This is a genomic window from Gordonia jacobaea, from assembly GCF_001186365.1.
GTDB classification, from domain to species: domain Bacteria; phylum Actinomycetota; class Actinomycetes; order Mycobacteriales; family Mycobacteriaceae; genus Gordonia; species Gordonia jacobaea.
Genome location: NZ_LDTZ01000017.1, coordinates 449,659 through 469,875 on the forward strand (window position 1 = coordinate 449,659; position 20,217 = coordinate 469,875).

General features: G+C 65.0%; 18 protein-coding genes. 13 read left to right on the plus strand and 5 right to left on the minus strand.

Annotated features, from left to right (window positions below):
- Positions 1-46: 46 nt before the first annotated feature.
- From ku to ABW18_RS13270, 6 genes are all read left to right on the plus strand, one after another.
- Positions 47-1,015 (plus strand): non-homologous end joining protein Ku, encoded by a 969-nt coding sequence (gene ku / locus ABW18_RS13245; protein WP_442903959.1) that lies wholly within the window; start codon positions 47-49, stop codon positions 1,013-1,015.
- A complete protein-coding gene (locus ABW18_RS13250; protein ID WP_049699399.1) occupies positions 1,012-2,484 on the plus strand; it encodes a flavin-containing monooxygenase in 1,473 nt (490 codons plus the stop codon). Before ku ends, ABW18_RS13250 begins: the two co-directional genes overlap by 4 nt.
- 29 nt (positions 2,485-2,513) lie before the next feature.
- Positions 2,514-3,815: an MFS transporter gene (locus ABW18_RS13255; protein ID WP_049699400.1), complete on the plus strand. Its 1,302-nt coding sequence runs from the start codon at positions 2,514-2,516 to the stop codon at positions 3,813-3,815.
- Positions 3,816-3,838: 23 nt separating this feature from the next.
- The gene (locus tag ABW18_RS13260; protein ID WP_235434373.1) at positions 3,839-4,585 is read left to right on the plus strand and encodes an SGNH/GDSL hydrolase family protein; all 747 of its coding nucleotides are present in this window, start codon (positions 3,839-3,841) and stop codon (positions 4,583-4,585) included.
- 119 nt (positions 4,586-4,704) lie between these two features.
- Positions 4,705-5,076, plus strand: coding sequence for a DUF4267 domain-containing protein (locus ABW18_RS13265; RefSeq protein WP_049699491.1), 372 nt, complete (start codon positions 4,705-4,707; stop codon positions 5,074-5,076).
- Positions 5,077-5,111: 35 nt separating this feature from the next.
- Positions 5,112-5,600 carry a cupin domain-containing protein gene (locus tag ABW18_RS13270; RefSeq protein WP_049699492.1) on the plus strand — a complete coding sequence of 163 codons (489 nt, stop codon included), beginning with the start codon at positions 5,112-5,114 and terminating at the stop codon, positions 5,598-5,600.
- On the opposite strand, the gene ABW18_RS13275 is transcribed toward ABW18_RS13270, so the two are convergent.
- A complete protein-coding gene (locus ABW18_RS13275; protein ID WP_049699402.1) occupies positions 5,589-6,530 on the minus strand; it encodes a LysR family transcriptional regulator ArgP in 942 nt (313 codons plus the stop codon). The two genes, ABW18_RS13270 and ABW18_RS13275, sit on opposite strands and share 12 nt — an antisense overlap.
- Positions 6,531-6,600: 70 nt before the next feature.
- Between ABW18_RS13275 and ABW18_RS13280 the strand changes: the two genes are divergently transcribed.
- Entirely contained in the window at positions 6,601-7,221 is a 621-nt protein-coding gene (locus ABW18_RS13280; RefSeq protein WP_049699403.1) for a LysE/ArgO family amino acid transporter, read from the plus strand.
- Between the two features lie 482 nt (positions 7,222-7,703).
- On the opposite strand, the gene ABW18_RS13285 is transcribed toward ABW18_RS13280, so the two are convergent.
- Both ABW18_RS13285 and ABW18_RS13290 read right to left on the minus strand, forming a co-directional pair.
- A complete protein-coding gene (locus tag ABW18_RS13285) occupies positions 7,704-8,351 on the minus strand; it encodes a response regulator (protein WP_049699404.1) in 648 nt (215 codons plus the stop codon).
- Between the two features lie 36 nt (positions 8,352-8,387).
- Entirely contained in the window at positions 8,388-9,530 is a 1,143-nt protein-coding gene (locus tag ABW18_RS13290) for a sensor histidine kinase (protein ID WP_235434374.1), read from the minus strand.
- Between the two features lie 123 nt (positions 9,531-9,653).
- Between ABW18_RS13290 and ABW18_RS13295 the strand changes: the two genes are divergently transcribed.
- Complete coding sequence (locus tag ABW18_RS13295; RefSeq protein ID WP_049699406.1) at positions 9,654-10,163, plus strand: hypothetical protein; 510 nt, start codon at positions 9,654-9,656, stop codon at positions 10,161-10,163.
- Positions 10,164-10,267: 104 nt separating this feature from the next.
- Here the strand turns inward: ABW18_RS13295 and ABW18_RS13300 are convergent, their stop codons facing one another.
- On the minus strand, positions 10,268-12,508 hold the full coding sequence (locus ABW18_RS13300; RefSeq protein WP_049699407.1) for an MMPL family transporter: 2,241 nt from the start codon (positions 12,506-12,508) through the stop codon (positions 10,268-10,270).
- Positions 12,509-12,633: 125 nt separating this feature from the next.
- Here ABW18_RS13300 and ABW18_RS13305 point away from each other — a divergent pair, with 125 nt between their 5' ends.
- From ABW18_RS13305 to ABW18_RS13315, 3 genes are all read left to right on the plus strand, one after another.
- On the plus strand, positions 12,634-13,920 hold the full coding sequence (locus ABW18_RS13305) for an alpha-hydroxy-acid oxidizing protein (RefSeq protein ID WP_049699408.1): 1,287 nt from the start codon (positions 12,634-12,636) through the stop codon (positions 13,918-13,920).
- A gap of 61 nt (positions 13,921-13,981) precedes the next feature.
- Complete coding sequence (locus tag ABW18_RS13310; protein WP_049699493.1) at positions 13,982-16,735, plus strand: AfsR/SARP family transcriptional regulator; 2,754 nt, start codon at positions 13,982-13,984, stop codon at positions 16,733-16,735.
- A gap of 65 nt (positions 16,736-16,800) precedes the next feature.
- A complete protein-coding gene (locus ABW18_RS13315) occupies positions 16,801-18,063 on the plus strand; it encodes an alpha/beta hydrolase family protein (protein WP_235434375.1) in 1,263 nt (420 codons plus the stop codon).
- On the opposite strand, the gene ABW18_RS13320 is transcribed toward ABW18_RS13315, so the two are convergent.
- Entirely contained in the window at positions 18,005-18,853 is an 849-nt protein-coding gene (locus tag ABW18_RS13320) for an oxygenase MpaB family protein (protein WP_049699409.1), read from the minus strand. The genes ABW18_RS13315 and ABW18_RS13320 overlap by 59 nt on opposite strands.
- Before the next feature lie 66 nt (positions 18,854-18,919).
- Between ABW18_RS13320 and ABW18_RS13325 the strand changes: the two genes are divergently transcribed.
- On the plus strand, positions 18,920-19,552 hold the full coding sequence (locus tag ABW18_RS13325) for a TetR/AcrR family transcriptional regulator (RefSeq protein ID WP_049699410.1): 633 nt from the start codon (positions 18,920-18,922) through the stop codon (positions 19,550-19,552).
- 4 nt (positions 19,553-19,556) lie between these two features.
- Positions 19,557-20,207, plus strand: a complete 651-nt coding sequence (locus ABW18_RS13330) for a TetR/AcrR family transcriptional regulator (RefSeq protein ID WP_049699411.1) — start codon at positions 19,557-19,559, stop codon at positions 20,205-20,207.
- Positions 20,208-20,217: the final 10 nt, after the last annotated feature.

Here is a 20,217-nt window from a genome sequence, read left to right on the forward strand (position 1 = left end):
CGGTACGCGGCCACTTTGCGACGTGACCGATGGCACAATGGTGCCCATGCGCTCGATCTGGAAGGGCGATCTGAGCTTTGGCCTGGTCAACGTGCCCGTCAAGGTGTATTCGGCGACGGAGAGTCACGACCGCAAGTCGTATCAGGTCGATTCGTCCGACGGCGCCCGCATCCGTTATCGCAGGGTGCGGGAGGGAACCGATACCGAGGTCGACTACTCCGACATCGCCAACGCGTACGAAACCGACAGTGGCGAGTCGGTGATCCTGACGAAGGACGACCTTGCGAGTCTGCCGGTGCAGAAGAGTCCGGAGATTTCGATCGTCGAGTTCGTACCCGTCGACCAGGTCGACCCGATCTACTTCGACAAGCCTTACTATCTCGAGCCGTCGTCGAAGTCTCCGAAGGCTTACGTGCTGCTGGCGAAGGCGTTGCAGGAGACCGACCGGTTGGCGATCGCGTCGTTCACCCTGCGCAACCGCACGCGCATGGCGGCGCTGAGGGTCATCGAACCTGGCGTGATGACCCTGCAGACGCTGCTGTGGCCCGACGAGGTGCGCAAGCCCGACTTCGACTTCCTCGGCGACGACGTGCAGATCCGCGACCAGGAATTGAAGATGGCGTCGTCGTTGATCGACTCGATGGCCACCGACTACGACCCGGACGAGTTCTCCGACACCTACCAGGACGAACTGTCGAAGCTGATCGAGGCGAAAGCCGAAGGCGGCGAGGCATTTCCGGAGAGCGATGAGAAGGAAGAAGCCGCCGACGAGGACTCCGACGTCGCGGATCTTCTTGCCGCACTGCGTGCTTCGGTGAAGGACAAGGGAGACGCGAGCGGCGGTTCATCCGATGCTGCCGACAAGCCGCCCGCAAAGAAGGCCGCGGCGAAGAAGGCGCCGGCAAAGAAGGCTGCCGCCAAGAAAACTGCAGCCAAGAAGGCAACAGCCGACAAGGCAACGGCCGAGAAGTCCACAGCAGCCAAGAAGACGACCCGAAAGCGAGCGGCAAGTTGAGCGACGTACTGGATTTGCTCATCGTGGGAGCAGGGTTGGCGGGGATCGACGCCGCCTACCGTGTGACGGAGCGAAATCCGGGCTTGCGGTATCGGATCGTCGAACAGCGTGAACGTATCGGTGGCACGTGGGATCTGTTCCGCTACCCGGGAGTGCGGTCGGACTCCGACATCTTCACACTCAGTTTTCCGTTCCGGCCGTGGCGCGGAACCAAGACCATGGCGTCGGGTGCCGAGATTCGTGACTATCTCGAAGACACCGCCCGCGACACCGGGATCTACGACCAGATCGACTTCGGCGTCACGGTCACCGCGGCCGACTTCGACACCGCGTCCGACACCTGGACTGTCACGACCAACGCGAGCGGCGAAACCCGCACGTACACAACACGATTCCTCTATCTGTGTACCGGCTACTACCGATACGACGAGGCCTACACCCCCGATTTCGCGGGCGCCGAGGACTTCTCCGGAACCATCGTGCATCCGCAGTTCTGGCCCGAGGATCTCGACTACGCGGGCAAGAACGTCGTCGTGATCGGCAGTGGCGCAACGGCTGTCACCCTCATCCCGAGTATGGCCGACCGCGCCGGTCATGTGACGATGCTGCAGCGTTCGCCGACGTACCTGTTCCCCGTCGGCTGGCAGGAGCCGACGACGCCGTGGATTCAGCGACTGTTGCCGAGGCAGTGGGCACACGACGTGATCCGGTACCGCAACGCACTTGTCACGTTGTCGATCTACCTGTTCGCGCGGCGGTTTCCGCGTACGTCGCGAAAGCTGCTGCGTCAGATCGCGATCCGCAACCTCCCCAAGGGATACGACGTCGACACGCACTTCCGCCCGCGGTACAACCCGTGGGATGAGCGATTGTGCATCATCCCCGACGCCGACTTCTACAAGGCTCTCGGCTCCGACCATGCCGATGTGGTCACCGACCAGATCGACCGGTTCACGCCCGGCGGGATCAAGCTGGTGTCGGGCGAGGAGTTGCCCGCCGACATCATCGTGACCGCGACCGGACTCGAGCTGCTCGCCTTCGGCGGAGCGCAGCTGTCGATCGACGGCGTCGAATTCAAACCGCACGAGAAGTTCGCCTATCGCGGGTACATGCTCAACGACGTACCGAATCTGGCGTGGTCCATTGGCTACACCAACGCGTCATGGACATTGCGCGTCGATCTGACCAGTAAGGCGGTCGGTGATCTGATCGCGTACATGCGGGCGCACGGATACACGTCTGCGGCGCCGACCGTCGGGTCGGCGACGCTGCCGGAGCACATGCTGTTCGCACTGGATGCGGGCTATGTCCGACGCGGTGCCGTCGCTCTCCCCAAGTCGTCGGATCAAGCGCCGTGGCAGGTCCGGCACAACCTGGTACTCGATGCCATCGATTCGCGTCGCTACGAGGTCACCGAAGCGATGGAGTTCCACACCGTCGGCGAGTCGGCGGCAAAAAGCGCTGGCTGAACGGGTGCGCTGACGGGCATCCTCGGGAGGTGACCATCACCGCCAGCGAGTCCCGGCTGCCGCGCGCTCTACGGCCATTGGCCGGCGCGCAGTTCCGTCGGCTCGTGGCCGGCCTCATCTTGGCGTTGTTCTCCGACGGCGTCTGGGCCATCGCACTGGTATGGCAGATCATCGAGCTCGGGGGTGGCCCGACGCAGGTCGCGTGGGCGTCTGGTGTGTCGGCGGTGGGCATGATCGTCTCGACGCTCGCGGGCGGAGTGCTCGCCGACCGGGTCTCGCAACGATCGATCATCGTGGCGCTCGAAGTGGTCAAGATGGGTGTGTTCGGACTCGTCGGAGTGCTGTCGATCTTCGGGGTGCTCACCCTGCCGATGGTGGTGATCGCCGCGTTGCTCGGTGGAGTCACCACCGGTATGTACTACCCGGCCTACTCGGCGCTGCTCCCGCGGATCGTCTCGGCATCGGAGTTGCAGGCCGCCAACGGAATCGAAGGGTTCTCCCGGCCCGTCGTCTTTCAGGCGATCGGCCCGATGGTTGCTGGATTGATCGTGTCGGTTGCCGCGCCGGGACCGGCGGTCGTGGTTGCCGCGGTCGCGAGTATCTGTTCGGGCGCGTGCTATCTCACGATGAAGCCGCTACCTCAGCGTCGAGAAGCGTTGCGGGGCAACCCGGCACGATCGGCGGTCACCGATCTGGTCGAGGGCTTCGGATACGTCCTGCGGACTCCGTGGTTATGGGCCACGTTGTTCTTCGCGACGCTGCTTGTGTTGGCAACGATGGGTCCGATCGAGGTGCTCGTTCCCTTCGCGCTGCGCGAACGCGTAGACGGTGGCGCGGGAGACCATGCGCTCGTCCTCGCCGCTTACGGGGCGGGAGCGGCGATCGGTTCGGCGTACTTCGCGTCGATCAGGATGCCTCGGCGATACCTCACCGTCATGTTCGTCATCTGGGGTCTGTCGAGCCTGTCGCTTGTTGTCATGGGCGTCGCCGAGCACACCTGGCTGTTCATCGTCGCCGGTGCATTGCTGGGATTCGGATTCGACGCCCCGTCGGTGCTGTGGGGAACATTGCTGCAGCGGCGGGTGCCGCCTGAGCTGTTGGGTCGGATCGCGAGTCTCGACTTCTTCGTCTCCGTCATTCTGATGCCGGTGTCGATGGCGATCGCCGCACCGTTGAGCAACGCCATCGGGCTCACCGCGGTGTTCGTGATCGGCGGCATCCTGCCTGTTCCAGCGGCGATCGCCTTCTACGTCGCGGCGCGACTCTGGCGCGACGAGATCGAGCATCCGTTGGACGACGCCGTGGTGGTGACGGCCCCGAGCGAGTCCTGAGTGGGATTGCGACAATGGATGCCATGCGCGAGATTGTGACCCTGGCTGCCGCCGCCACCTGGCGTACCCCGGTGATCGCGTGGCAGGGGCTGCGCGCCAAGCGGAGCGTCGTGCGATTACCGCAGGCCGAGGGCGACTTCGGGACCGTCGGCGACGCGTCGGATCCGAATTGTCTGCGCCTCGTGGTCCTCGGCGACAGCCTCGCGGGCGGCGTCGGGGTCGACAACCACCTCGACACCCTCGCCGGCGGAGTCGCGACACGGCTCGCCACCAGAGAGTGCCGCTCGGTGCAGTGGGTTGTTGCCGCACGAACTGGTTTCACCGCTGCGCAGGTGATGACACTGATCGACGACGCCGTGCTTGCACAGGCCGACGTCGTGGTCGTGTCCGTCGGGGCCAACGACGCGAAGAACATGCACACGGCCCGTCGGTGGCGTGACGAGCTTACTGCTTTGCTCAACGCCGTGTGCGCGGCGGCGGAGCGGGCCGAGATCGTGCTGCTGCCGGTGCCGATGCTGCAGATGTGCCCGGCGCTGCCGGGTGCGCTGGCCCAGACGCTGGGCATGCGTGCCGCGCAGTTCGACGCGATCGCAGACGACGTGGTCGCCGGATCCGGGCGAGTCCGCAGAATCATGCGCTTCGAGCCGTCCGGCGACGGATTGTTCGCCGCCGACGGATTCCATCCCTCCGCAGCGTTCCACGCGATCTACGCCGAGCAGATCGACGCCGCGTTGAGCACTACTGATGGAGATTCTCCGGCGCGTCGCTGACCGACAGGCAGCGTCGCTTCTTTTTGAGCGAATCCCCCGCACCTTCGATCTATCACTGATAGAGTTTGGTTCGTTGGAAGTTAACAACGATAGAAGAAATCCTCTTGGAAGGAATCGCGATGCTCGCGACCTCGATCGGACTCATCCTCAGTTGGGCCGGCGCGCTGATGATCATTGCAGTCGGCTGCGCTTACCTGGCGAGGAACGAGAAGAATGCGGCCGGTTTCGGACTACCGACGCCTCCGGCTCCGGACGCACGGGGCTGGTGGCAGGTGAAGGGCATTCGCGACGTCGTGACCGGACTACTCGTCATCGTCTTCACCTTCGTCGCACTCGACTACCTCGGTGTTCTGGTCCTAGTGCTTGCCCTGATCCCGTTGGGGGACATGGTGATCGTGCTGACCAATCGGGGCAGCAAAGCAGCCGCCTACGGCATCCACGGCGCGACCGCACTTGCACTGATCGTCGCCGCAGTTCTGCTCTTTCTCTGATCCGACAATCAATCAACAAAGCAATGGAGACCACGATGACCACTACTGCACCCGTATTCCGCAGCGCCAGTGACGATGTCGTCGGCAACGAGCGCGCGTCGATGCACCTGCTGTTCGACGCATCCGACACCGCAGGCGCGCTGAGCTCACTCGAAGTTCGCCTCGACGCGGGTGTCGACGGCGCCGCGCCTCACTTTCACCGACAGTCGTCCGAGATGTTCTACGTCATCGAGGGTGGCCTGCGCCTGATGGCCGGTAATGAGATCGTGACAGTCGAAGCTGGTGCGGCAGTGTCGATTCCGCGACTCATGCCGCATGCCTTCGGTGCGGTGCCCGACGCTGCGGCACGCGTCCTGATCGTCCTCACGCCCGGCGTCGAACGATTCGAGTACTTCCGACTGCTTTCGCGAATCCAGGCGGGCGAGGCCACATTCGAGGAGTTGGTGGCTGCGCAGGAACCGTACGACAACCATTTCGTCGACGCGCCCGAGTGGTGGAGTGACCGCCAGAGCTCACGCGGTTGAGGAGTCGGTGTCCGGCGGCGCGATGAGATGGCGACGAGCGCCGTCGACGACGAGGTCGGTGAGAGTGCGCAGCAACGACGACCCGAGCTTCCAGTACTGCCAGTAGAGCGGCACGTCGACGTGGAGGTCGGTGAAGGTGACCACCCGGCCGCTGTCGAGAGCATCGGCGATCTGCGCCAGAGGGACTGCGCCCCAACCCATTCCGGCTTCGATGGCACGGTGGTACTCGGTGGAGGCAGGGATGTAGACGGCGGGCGGATCGAGTCGCTGTCCCGACATCATTCGGAGCACTCTGCGTTGCAGCTCGTCGTTGCGATCGAACTGCACCATCGGGGCCTTGGCGAGGGATTCGTCGTCGACGCCGTTGGGCATCCAGGTGTCGAGGAACTGCCCAGTGGCGACGGGTAGATAGCGCATGATGCCCAGCGGTCGCAGTGTGGTCCCCCGGATGGGCAGGGGATCGGAGGTGATGGCGCCCATCACCTCGCCGGTCACCAAGCGCGAGCTGTTGACTGCTTCGTCGTCGCGGATCACTTCGACGGCAACTGGGTTCTCGCGGTGGAAGCGCGCGAGTGTGGGGAGGAGCCAGGTCGCGAGCGAGTCGGCGTTGGCGGCAATCGGGAGATGGACGCGCGGGCGGTCGGTGAGTGGGGCGGTCACGGCGTCGTCGAGGTCGCCGGTCAGTTCGAGCTGAGCCTCGAGGGCGAGCAGATTCCACTGTTTGGCCATCCGTGCGAGCACCTCGCCGTCGCGCGTCGCGGTGATCGGCTTGGTGCGACGGACCAGGATGCGTCCGACGGAGACCTCGAGCGCCTTGATGCGTTGACTCACCGCCGACGGTGTGATGTGCAGTTGCTCGGCCGCGGCGTCGAACGTGCCTGCGTCGAGTACCGCTGACAGCGTGCGTAGTGCGTCCGATCCGAGATCCACATAAGAGAGTCTAATGTTTCGACAGAAACATTCGCTGTACTTGTCGGTGACGTGCTCTTACGTTCGTGTCATGACGACATATCTCCTCGCAGCCATGATGGGTCTGCTTACCGGAGCGGGCTTGATCGTGGCCATCGGGCCGCAGAACATCTTCGTGCTGCAGCAGGGTGTGCGCCGAGTGCATGTGAATCCGGTGATCGCGGTGTGTGCGCTCTCCGACGTGGTCCTGATCGTCGCGGGGGTCGCGGGACTCGGCGCGTTGGTGTCGGCGCATCCTTCCGTGGTCACCGTCGCGAAGGTCGCGGGTGGGGCGTACGTCGTTGTCTTGGGTCTGCTGGCTGCGCGGCGGTGTCTTCGGTCGAGCGAGGCCATCACGGCCAACGCCGACGAGGTGCGCACCGCGTCGCGCTGGGTGGCGATCGGGTCGGCGCTCGCGCTGACGTGGCTCAATCCGCACGTGTATCTCGATACGGTGCTCACGATGGGGGCGATCGCCAACAGTCACGGAAATGCGAAGTGGGCGTTCGCGATCGGCGCGTGCGCGGCGAGCGTGCTGTGGTTCACGTTGATCGGCCGCGGCGGGAGCAGGCTCGCCCCGCTGTTTGCCAAACCCCGGGCGTGGAAGATCCTCGACGGCATCGTGGCCGTGATCATGGTTGGCATGGGCGCTGCGCTGCTGTTCTCGGCGTGATGTGGTCTCTTTCCGCTGATTGAGCCGGCCGCGAGCGAGCGTGGCCCCTTCCCGCTGATTGAGCCGGCCGCGAGCGGAGCGAGCTGCCGAGTCGAAATCACTTGGGGTGGTCTCGACAGGCTCGACCAGCGGGTATAGCTCGGCCGGCGGGTGGGCCGTTTCCGCTGATTGAGCTGGCCGTGAGCGGAGCGAGCTGCCGAGTCGAAATCACTTGTGGTGGTCTCGACAGGCTCGACCAGCGGGTATAGCTCGACCAGCGGGTGCAGCTCGATTGGCGGGGGACGCCCTTTCCGCTGATTGAGCTGGCCGCGAGCGGAGCGAGCTGCCGAGTCGAAATCACTTGTGGTGGTCTCGACAGGCTCGACCAGCGGGTGCAGCTCGACCGGCGGGTGGTCTCGACAAGCTCGACCAGCGGGTTCAGCTCGACCAGCGGGTGCAGCTCGATCGGAGAGTGCAGCTGGACCAGGGGATGTCGGCCGGGCTCAGGCCAGCCCGAGGCGGTAGGCGTAGGCCACGACGGCCGCGCGGTCGCGGCATCCCGTCTTGGCGAGTATGTGGTTGATGTGCGTCTTGACGGTGCTCACCCCCAGGACGAGTGTTCGGGCGATCTGTTGATTCGACAGCCCCTGCGCGATCAGCGTGATGACCTCCGACTCGCGTTCGGTGAGGCCGTCGGGGTTGAGCGCGCGTGGATTGCTCTGGTCTGGCGTCGCCGATGTCCGAGACAGCAAGGCGCGCATGGCCTTTTCGTCGAGCAGTGAGCGGCCGGCGGCCGCCGAGAGGAGCGCTGACTCGATCGCCGTGGGGTCGGCGTCCTTGTTCAAGAAGCCGACGGCACCGGCGTCGAGTGCCTCGACGATCGTCGCGTCGTCGTCGTAGGTGGTCAATGCCACCGCGCGGGTCGGGGCCCCGGACGCGGCGAGTCGTCGAATCCCTTCGATCCCACCGATTCCCGGCATTCGAAGGTCCGTGAGAAGCACGTCGGGAGTCTGCTCGGCCACCAACACGAGAGCATCTTCGGCCGACGACGCGACGCCGACCACGTCGAGAGAGTCGAACAATCCGAGCATCGAGCGCAACCCTTCGCGCACGACCGTCTGATCGTCGGCGATCACCACCCGTACCGTCATGAACCCACCCGTACTGTCACGAACCCACCTGTACCGTCATGAACCAAACCGGACCGTCAGATCGAAACCCTGTGCGGTCGTACCGTATTCCAGCGATCCGCCTGCCGCAGAGATGCGTTCGGTCAATCCGGTCAGACCGTTGCCGCCGCTGGTGTGACCGCGGTCGACGAAGGTCGACGGGTCGCCGACCGAGCGCACCCGAACGAGTTGCGGTGTGAACTCGATACGTATGGGTGCGCCGGCGGCATGACGCATCGAGTTGGTGAGCCCCTCCATGAGCACCGCGCGCACGTCGTCGTGCCAGATCGCTGGCACAACCTCGACATCGCCGGACACTTCGACGTCGAGTCCCGCGCCGGTCCTCAACTGCGCCAAGGCCTTCGGTAGCCAGTGGTCGAGTGGCACCGACTCTCGCGTTGCGCTGTCGCGCAGTGATTCGACGGCAGTCTTTGCCTCACTGAGGCCATCACGCGCCAACGCGGTTGCGGTGCGCAGCTTTTCGGTCAGTTCCGCAGACACGGACTCGCGCTCAGCCTGCAGAGTGGCGCCCTGCAGTGTGATGATGAGGCCCGAGAGTGTATGCGCGAGAACGTCGTGGAGTTGTGCGGAGATCTGGCGTTGCTGCTCGGCCAAGGCCGCCCGGGAGCGTTCGGCGGCAATGATCTCGCGTTGGGTTGCGGCAAGCTCTGCGGCTTCGCGTTGACGGCGCCGCAACTGCATGAAGGCGAAAACCGCTGCCGCACTGGCGACATTGATACAGACAGCCCAGGCGTTGTGGGTCTGCCACCACATCAGTATTCCCAGCGCGGTCAGCGATGGCGATGCGATGAGCGCCGACACGAGGACCGTCGTTTGCGACATCGCCGCCGCGGCAACGCCGATATAGGGAAGCCAGACCGTCGCGCCACCGTGAAATGCGAACGCTGCGACAACCGACGCCGCCACCGTGGCGATGGCGTGAAGGGCCGAGGCCTGAGTGCTCCAGCTCCGCGCATTCTTGTCGCGCAGCACCGAACGCAATAGCAACACCACCAGGACACAGGTGGCTATCCAGCCGATGGCGGTCGCCCAGATCGGCTGCTTGCCGGTGTCGGCGAACGCTGAGACCAGCACCGAGACCGCGACGATCCCGCGGATCAGCAGACGGTCCGTCGCCACCGGATCTTGACTCGTTGTCACATGGCAACCGTAATGTCGACGTCGGAGATCAGGGGTGTAGGAGTAGCACGATCCACCCGATCTCCACCCGGGTTCCACCCTCGGGTTGATGTTTCGCCTGCTCCGCGAGCCGATGCTCAAAGCATGAACATTGCAAGCACAGCAGTCATCACCGCCCTGGTCGTCGTCTTCATCCTGTACCGCCAGACGCGGGAACAACCACTCAAGGACAACTTGTTCAAGCTGCCGTTGATCATCGGGATCATCGGCGTCTTCGAAACTGCGCAGTATCTCGGCGGCGGACACCATGTCACTGTCGGCGCGACGGTCGCGGTCCTCGTCGGCTTCGTCGTCGCGGCGATTCTGGCGGTGCCGCGAGCGCACAGCATGCAGGTCTACCGCAATCCGGCAGGCGTGATGGTCCGCAAGGGAGGTGCGCTGACCATCGTGCTGTGGGTCGTCGCGATCGCGGCACATGTCGCCATCAGCCTGGTGGTGCCCGCCTTCTTCGGCGACGGCATACAGCACGGGATGGGCGGACTCGACGGTGCGAGCATCATGATCTACCTCGCGATCAGCCTCGGCGCGCAGGCCGCGGTCACCAGCGGCAAGGTCGCCGAGCATCACCGGACACACAGCGCGATGACGCGGTGAGCGGGTGCAGCTCGACCTGGGGTGGTCTCGACAAGCTCGACCAGCGGGTGCAGCTCGACCAGCGGGGGACGCTCGACCAGCGGGGGACGCTCGACCAGCGGACGTCAGCTCTGGCCCGCCGAGACGGCTTCGCGCGTCTCGGCGGGTTCGTCGTCGATCGGGATCTTGCGGATCTCGGTGCCCTCGATGTCGACGTTGGGCAGGATGCGGTTGAGCCAGCGGGGAATCTTCCACGCCCAGTCGCCCATCATCGTGATCACGGCGGGCACGACGGCCATGCGGATGATGAAGGCGTCGAAGAAGACCGCGGCGGCCAGTGCGAAGCCCATCATCTTCGCGATCGTGTCGGGCGCGAGCATGAAGGCCGAGAACACGGAGATCATGATGACCGCAGCAGAGGCGACCACACGCGCTCCGTGCTGGTAGCCTACGATCACCGAATCCTTCGCCGACAACCCGTGCACGTACTCCTCGCGCATTCGTGTCACGAGGAAGACCTGGTAGTCCATCGCGAGTCCAAACACCACGCCGATCAGGAAGATCGGCAGGAACGAGATGATCGGCTTGGTGTGTTCGATCAGTCCGAGGTGGCCCTCCTGGAAGATCCACACCGTCGCACCGAACGTCGCGCATACCGAGAACAAGAAACCGATGGTTGCCGTCAGCGGCACGAGCAGCGACCGGAACACGATGGTCAGGATGATGAAGGCAAGCCCGACCACCACGATGAGGAACGGCAGCAGCGCGCTGCTGAGCTTGCTCGAGATATCCGACATGATGGCCGTCTGGCCGCCGACATTGACTGTCGCGCCACCGGGGTTCGACGACCCGTAGTCACGTATCTGATCCATCAGCGTGTGCGTCTCCGGGCCCGAGGGAGACTTCGCCGGAGTGACCGAGATCAGCGCGGCCGTCGCACCCTGCTGGGGGTTCTGCTGGTTCTGGCCGTTGCCGACCCAGACGATCTGCTCGGGGTTGGCGACGTTCGGCAGTGTCTTCACCTGAGCGACAACCGCATTGGCTGCGGGAGCGATGTCTCCGTTCGACGCGTCACTGACGACGACGAGTAGCGGCCCGTTCACGCCTTCGCCGAAGCCGCGTTCGAGGAGCTTGGTTGCCGCGTACTCCTTGTCGCCGGTCGAGTCCATGCCGAGTTGCATGCTCGACATCGGGATCGCGGCGATGCCGAGCAGCACGAGACCGACGAGTGCGACGGGCAGCGGGAACCGGGTGATGAAGCGGGCGACGCGTAGACCGTTGGACGGTTTCGAATCCGGTTCGTCGCCGTGACGCAGGCCGGGAATGCGGGGGCTGAAGGCAAACCTGCCGAACGCGCCGAGCAGTGCGGGGATCAACGTGATGGCGCCGAGCACCGCGACCACGACGGCCAGGCCCGCCGAGATACCCATCTGCGTGATGAAGGGGATGCCGACGACGCTCAGCGCACACACGGCGATCACGACGGTCAGACCAGCGAACACCACTGCGGAGCCGGCGGTTCCCACCGCTCTGCCCGCAGCGGCCTCACGCGACCCGCCGAGATTCAGCTCGGATCGATACCTCGACACGATGAACAGCGCGTAGTCGATGGAGACCGCGATCCCGAGCATCGTGATGATCGTGGTGGCACTCTGCTGGACGTCGAAGATCTTGGCGCTCAACGTGACGAGCAGCATGGTGATGCCGACACCGAAGATGCCGGTGACGATCGGGATGAAGGCGGCCACGATGGACGCGAACGCGATGATCATGACGATGAACGCGATCACGAAGCCCAGCAGCTCAGACACTCCGCCCTGCTGAAAGACCTGCATCAGCGAGCCGGTGCCCTCGACCTGTAACCCGTTGCCGCGGAACTCGGCGAGCAGATCCTCGAACTGCGCCATGTCGTCGTGGGTCAGTTCGTTGGCCCGGATGTCCTGCCTGATCTGGATCAGCCCGACCTTGCCGTTGTCGCCGAGAACCTTCGGGGCGATGGCGGGATTGGCCTTGGCAGCCGTCACCGGATTGACGACGGTCTGTGGCTCGATGACCTTGGGTAGCGTTCGAGCCTTGGCGACGAGTGCGTCGATCTGGCCCATGTGGTTCTCGAGACCGTCGTCGGCTTCGACGAGAATGCTGGTCGACGAATTCAACTGCTGATCGTTTGCCGCTGGGAAGTCCTGCTTCATCACCGACATCGCGCGATCGGAGTCGGTGCCGGGCAGCTCGAAATTGGTGGCGAAGGTCGGTTTGAGTACGCCGACGAGAGCACCGAGAACGATCAATACGACGATCCACGCGCTGATCACGATCCACTTGTGGCGGAATGCCGAACGCCCGAGGTTGTACAACCAGATAGCCATCTGAACCCTTTGATATCCCCGACTGGTCGCACGCCAGAGTAACGAGAGTCGACCCCGGATGCTGTCTGTGACTACGGTCATGGCCGCCGATAACGCGGTGTGAGGCGGGTCATACGCTGTGGAGTATGCCGTCACCACTCTTCGGGCGTGCCCGCCAGAACGACATCTACCAAGCGGGAGTACACGGTCGTACACCCGTCGTACCGACCGATTTCGATGAACTCGAACGCCGAGCGCGAGCGGAGATGTCCGATCGGGCCTGGGCGTACATCGCCGGCGGGGCAGGCGGGGGTCGAACGATGGCCGCAAACCGCAGGGCACTTGATCGACGCGCCATCGTGCCGCGGGTGTTGCGCGACGTCTCCGAGCGGACGCTGGAAATCGAGCTGTTCGGCGACCGGCTACCCGCACCGATCCTGTTCGCACCTGTCGGAGCAGGAGATCTCGTCGCGCGCGGGGCCGACAGGATGATCGGTCACGCCGCAGCAGAACTGGGACTTCCGTACATATTCTCCAACCAGGGCGGGGTTCGGATGGAGGACGTCGCCGCGGAGATGGACCTCGTACGGCCCGGCGCGCCGCGATGGTTTCAGCTCTACTGGTCGACCGACGACGACCTCGTCGACAGTCTGCTGCAGCGTGCCGAAGGCGTCGGAGCGTCGGCAGTCGCCGTAACTCTTGATACGACGATGCTCGGTTGGCGACCACGTGACCTCAACATCGGGTCGTTACCGTTCGCGCGCGGGGAAGGCATCGCGCAGTACACCTCGGACCCGCGGTTCACCGAGATCGTCTCCGAGCGTGCGGCCCAGGGGAGTTCGGAACGTCCCGAGATCTCGCTCGGTGCGTTGCGCACCCTGTTCAGCATTGCGAAGAACACCCCGGGATCGCTGCTGCGCAACATCATTCGTCCCGAGCCGCGCGTGGGGGTGCAGACCTTCCTCGACATCTACTCGCGACCGTCGTTGAGTTGGACGGAGATCGAGAGTCTGCGCGAGCGCACGGCGCTGCCGGTCGTTCTCAAGGGCGTACTGCACCCCGACGACGCGCGGCGTGCCGTCGACTCGGGTGTCGACGGCATCATCGTCTCCAACCATGGTGGCCGTCAGATCGACGGCGCCATCAGTTCTGTCGACGCTCTCGCCGCGATAGCGCCTGTCGTCGATGGGCGGATCAAGGTGCTCGCCGACTCGGGGATCTATTCCGGCGCAGACGTTTTCAAGGTGCTCGCGCTCGGCGCCGACGCGGTATGTATCGGGCGTCCGCACATGTACGGGCTCGCCCTCGCAGGTGCAGACGGTGCTCGCGATGCCGTTGCGAACATCATCGCCGAACTCGACCTGACATTTGGTCTCGCCGGTCACACGAACGTCGACGAACTCACGCCGGAGGCGTTGGCGACGCTCGTGTGAGGGCTGGCGGCCGCGGATAGGATCTCTCTATGAGGCACCACCGACGCGATGAGCCGTGTCGATGTTGGTGATCCGCGACCTCGGTGAGCTCGTCGCCGAACGAGGAACCGATCGCTGCGACATCGGTGGCGCCAAACCACGGACGATCCTTGCTGTGCTGTGTGCGCATGCCGGGCATCCGGTGTCTGCCGCGACGCTCATCGCGGAAGTCTGGGGTCCGGATGCGCCGGAACGGACTCAGCGCGCGTTGGAGTCGCAGATCTGGCGGCTCCGCAAGGCACTCTCACCGCGGGGCGAGGCATCGGTGATCGTCACCGACCGGGCTGGATATCGCCTCGACCTCTCCGCGGCCACCGTTGATTCCGTCGACTTCGACTCCGCTGCGAGCGCGGCACTCGACGAGTCCGGCACCGCGACCATCGACGACCTCGACGATGTGCTGCGGCGCTGGCGTGGCGAGCCATTCACCACTGCGATCTCCACACCGACCGTCGATCAGGCACGGCGACGATTGATCTCCGTCCGCGCGGCGGTCTTGGGCCGCCGTGCCGATCTCTTTCTCGCCGCAGGCGACGCCGACCGTGCTCTCGGAGAAGCGCAGGCATTGATCACCCTGGACCCGCTCGATGAGCACGCATGGTCGGTCAAGATCGCGGCGTTGGCGGCGGGTGGTCAACGGGCCGAGGCGCTCACCGCCTATCGCGACATCCGGGAACTGCTCGCCACCGAACTGGGCGTGGAACCGGGCGCGCAGGTGCGGGCCGCGCAACTGCACGTGCTCGACGACCACAGTCGCGCGGTACGACGCGTACGGCTGCCGTCGCAGCACACGTCCTTCGTCGGGCGAGAGACCGAACTCTCCATGGTGGTCGGCCTCCTCGACGCCGAGCGTGCCGTCGCCATCACCGGCATCCCCGGCGTCGGCGCGACACGCCTCGCGATCGAGGCGGCAAGGCGCGCGGCGGATTCCTTCGACGACGGCGTCTGGTACATCGGTCTGCGCGGCGATGCCGACGTCGCGACGACGATAACCGAGACCATGCGGATTCAGCCATCGGCTGACGCGGGCACCGCCCTCGATCAGGTGTGCAACCACCTGTCGGCCATGTCTGTACTTCTCGTCCTCGACCGTGTGTCGGAGTCGGAACTGGTTCGAGACGGATTGGTAGACAAAGACATTGACACGATTTTACGACGCTGCGCCGCCGTGACCGTGCTCGCGGTCGGCGTACCGAGCGGGGTCGACGGTGAACACGTGGTGACCGTCCACCCGCTACCGACAGAGGCACCCGGCGATACGATGCCGCCGGCACATCGTCTGCTCGTGGACCGGATTCGAAGCGCCACTGGCCAATTCGACGTCGGGGCGGACGATCTGGGCGACCTCGACCGGATCTGCCGCGCGATGGGCGGCCTCCCACTCGGCCTGGAGCTCGCCGCTGCCCGCACCGTGACCTTCTCGATCGGCGAGGTGGCCGATCAACTCGACACCGCGGTGCCCGAACCCGTGACGCGGGCGTTCGCACTCGCCTTCGACGCGATGGACGACGATCTGTTCGATCGCTTCACCCGGCTCACTGCACTGCGCAATCCATTCACCGCAGCGCTCGCGGAAGCGGTCTGCGACAGTCCATCGATCGCCGATGACCTGAGCGAGTTGGCGCGGCGCTCACTGTTGTGGCGTATACGCGGGACCCGGTACCGTCCAACGCGTTTCACGATCCCGGACAGCGTTGCCGACCACGCTCGCGCGAAGCGCCCTGACAAGTCAGCAGCCGCGTCACAGGCGCGTGACGCGGCGATCGTCGAACTCTTGGCAGCCACTCCGATGCGTATCACGGCGCATTCGGCACGTGACCTCGCCCGCGTCGACGACGATCACAGCAGTGTGATGGCATTCCTGGAATCGGTCGTGATCGACCCGGTCCTGCTCGATTCGCACATCGACCTCCTCGAACGACTCGGCGCCTACTGGTTCTTTCGCCGTCGGTTGGCTGACGGGATCCGAGTTCTGCGTCTGGCGTCGGCCACTGTCGCCGACGGTGCATGCAGTCCGCGGACTTCGGCCATGGTCGCTCTGGCGCTGGGTTCGGCACTCGCCTTCAGTCAGAACACCGACGAGGCGCACCAGCACCTCACGGCGTACACACCCGACGAACTCGAGTCCCTCATCGTGCCCGGCGACCGTGACCCGGACACGCATACGGTCCGCCTTGCTCTGGCGTCGTTGGCGGCATGGACCGGCGACGACCACGCCGTCGCGGCCGACTACGCAGAGTGGGCCGCGGCCACCATCGAGGGACGAGACGTCGACACCGCACCAACGGTCATCGCTGCTCAGGCGCTGTGCGCGGTGATCGCCGGTGAGATCGCGCAGGCTCTCGACATGGCGCACACAGCGCTCGCTCTCGGCACCGAACGCGGCGATCCGCTTGCCACCTATCTCGCCGCCGTGATGCTGGGCATCGCGGCACTCGTCTCCGGCGACACCCGTATGGGCCTGCGATGGAATGACCAGGCCTTTCGTTCGTACCTCGAATGCGGGGGCGTCCAGATCTGCGATTCGATGGAGCAGCGTGGCAACCATCTGTCGGCCGCAGGCGAGATCGGGCGGGCGGGTCGGGCATTCGCGGTTTCGCGTCGCTACGCCGTCGATGCCGGACTCGAGTGGCCACGGAGTCCGTTCACGCGCGATTCGTTGCGCACCTGCCGAGAGATCGATCCGACGGAGTTCGAGAACGGGTGGCACGCCGGGTGGGGCGATGCAGGCGACGCACTGAGCACCAACGATCACCAGGCCTTTTCCGGGATGTGAGCGTTTTGTGAGGACCTCGGGGTCTCGTAGGTGGCACCACACGACACCAGATCCCGGAGGTTCAGATGAGGCAACGACTGGCATTCGCCAACGAGGAGTTCGACGGTCAGTTCGGCCGCACCCTGATGGCGGCGGCCGTCGGCGCAGCCGATCTGGGTGAGGCGTACACGACTGCCGGCGAGATCGGCGGTAAGTACCACCCGCAGCGGTGGTACGAGCGGTGGTTGGCTCGCGCTGAGTCGGTGCGCGACGCCGCAGAACAGGCACATGCCGGTGGGCATCTCGTGACAGCCCACCAGTGCTACCTCAGGGCCTCGGAGTATTACCGCCAGGCCTATTTCTACCTGCGCACCGACCTCGACGATGAGCGGCTCCGCGAGGCCTACCAGGCTCACTGCAAGACCTTTGCGCAGGCAATGGCGCTGTTGCCACATACCGCCAGCCCTGTCACCGCAGCCGAAGTGGCCATCCCCTTCGTCTCGTCGGGCGATCGGATCGACATCCACGGCTGGCTGTTTCGGCCGGTCGTAGACGATCGTCGGCGGCCGACCATCGTCATGCCCTGTGGCTACGATTCCACCGCCGAATCGGGGTGGGGCTTCGCGCAGGGCGCCTTGGCCCGCGGCTACAACGTGCTCTCCGTCGAGGGACCCGGACAGGGGTCGACGCTCATCGTCGACCGCGTGTACTTCCGACCCGACTACGAGACAGTGCTTTCGCAGATCCTCGATTGGCTCGTCACAGTGCCCGGCGTCGACGACCGCCGACTCGTCGCCGAAGGACGCTCATTCGCCGGCTACCTGGTACCCCGCGGCGTCGCGGGGGAGAACCGCATTGCTGCGATGATCTGCGATCCCGCGCAGCCCGACATGGGTGCCAAGATTCCCGCCGGGTGGAAGGGTCGTATGGCGGCACCGCTGATGACCGTGCTGAGCCGGGTCAGTCGCGAACGCGCCGACTTCTTCGGCTCCCGCATGGCTTGCCACGGGGTGCGAACCATCGCCCAGTACTTCCGCGAGCTGAAGACCTTCACCATGCTCGACCGGGTGAGCGAGATCAGTTGTCCCACAATGATCGTCGAATCTCACGGCGACCCGGTCGGCGGGCAGGGCAAGCTGCTGTTCGACGCACTCGACGTCGAGTCCAAACAACTCTTCGCCCCCGATGCACGTACCGGCATCTCCGGCCATTGCGGTGGTCTCGGCCAGCGCGTCTGGGACGGCGTGGTCTACGACTGGCTCGACGGTGTACTCGCCGGCAGCGTCGCCCTCAGACCAGTGGTCGGCCGGTGCGGATACGACGCCGCACGTCGGCGAGCAGAACGTTGAATGGGAACTGCTGCAACGGTTTCGGAAGGTGGCGCACGACGCGTCGAACAATCGCGTTGTGCACGTCGAAGACCGTCTGCTGCCGCGGGGTGAACTCGACGTCCATCTTGTCGCGGAAGTCTTCGGGCAAGAATCCGATCGTCATGATGTACGACCACCAACCGCCGAGCCGTGACACGACCGGGCCTGCGAACTCCATGCGTGCGATCGCCAGCAGATGTTCCCGTATCGGCGGATCGATCTCGAGCGTGGAAACAGTGTTCTGCCAATAGGTTTCGAAGTCCGCGCGAGTTGCCGGCCACATGTGCTGCGGCACCTGCAAGGTGGTGCCCATGACCGCGCCCGCACGGTAGGTCTCCTCCGAGATGATCGACGGATCGCCGTAGATGTGTTGGACGTCTTCCCAACCCTTGTACAAACACGCGGCGACCCAGAGTTGCAGTGCCGGATCGAACGCGTTGTAGGCGACCGGACTGTCGGGAGTGGAGTGGACCCTGGCGTGTGCCCGACCGACCGCCCGCCGGTACGCCCTACGGTCCGACGGCGAACCCATGGCGGCGACGGCGAGATAGCTCAGGGTGGTCCTCGTGCGTTTGACCGGATGCTTGAAGAGGTTTCCCGAGTCGACGCGACTCTCGTAGACGCCGTAGCCGACGGCCGGCATCGCTAGTTGCATGATCACGTTCGCCGGCCCGGCGAGCGCTGCGGCGCCGAGCATCGTGAGATCAGAGCTGTCGATCTCGTCGCGCGTGGTTGCCGGGTGGTCGGACTGCGTGTCGGGCACCGTCATCGCAGCGGCTCCTATCTGGTAACGGCCGTTGCCTGATTCAACGCCGGTATCGCGGCAGATGTCAAGATGGTCTGCGTGAGCGAAGAACTGCGGACCTACAGCGGGGTGAAGGGCGATGAGCGTGTTGCGCGTCGACGCACCGCCCTCATGGATGCCGCGCTCGAGGTGCTCGGCGGGCAGCCGCCGCAGTCGGTCACGGTTCGTGGGGTGTGTGGCGCGGCGTCGCTCAATCCTCGCTACTTCTACGAGAGCTTCGAGACGGTAGACGCGCTGGTCGCAGCCACCTACGACCGCGTGATCGACGAGATCTCGCACGATGCGCTCGCGGCTTTCGCCACCGGCGACGATGTCGGCGACAAGGTTCGTGCCGCCGTCGCGACCATCGTTTCGATCATCGACTCCGACCGTCGCAAAGGACGACTGCTCTTCTCCCCGATGCTGACGAGTCCCGTCCTCGCCGACAAGCGACGCGATTCGACGGCCGTGTTCGCGGCCATCACGCTCGACACCGCCTCTGCGGCACTGCACACCCCTCCCAGTCCACAGGCGGTGGGGGCTGCGCAATTCCAGGTCGGAGGACTCGCACGCCTGCTGTCTTCGTGGCTCGACGACGAGGTGCCGCTGGGTCGAGACGAGGTCGTCGACCTCAGCGTCGCATTGATGATGTCGCTGGTGCCTGCGGTGACGCGGAGGGGATAGGGATATGTTGGATGCCATGAGTAGCGGCGTCGACGATGCGGAAGTGGAGGAGCAGACCGGGCGTTGGCGCGATTTCGGCGAGCCCGAGTTGCCCGTTCCGCTCGCGGCTGCACTCGCGGCTTTCGCTGAGCACGGCTACCACGGCACGTCCGTGCGCGAGATCGCCGCGCGGGCAAACCTGTCCGTTCCGGGGCTCTATCACCACTATCCGTCGAAGCAGTCACTACTGCAGGGCCTGCTCGACAGGACGATGACCGACCTGCTCGCGCGGTCGGAGCAGGCCGTTGCCGAGGCTGGGCCAGAACCGGTCGACCAATTCGACGCGGTCGTCGAGTCGTTGTTGCGCTTCCATATGTACCGGCGTGAGCAGGCGTTCGTCGGATCGACCGAGATTCGTAGTCTCGACAGCTCGTACAAGCAGACCTACATCGGTCTTCGTGACCGTCAGCAGCGGATGGTCGACGGGATCGTGTTCGCCGGGGTCGAGGCCGGCGACTTCCGCACGAGCTATCCCAAGGATGCCGCGCGTGCGGTCACCACGATGTGTGTCGGCGTCTCGACCTGGTTCAAGCTGGACGGCGAACTGGGACCGGACGAGCTGATCGCGCGCAATCTGGACTTGTCGAGGGCGACCGTCGGATACGTTGAGCGCTGAAGCGCTTCGC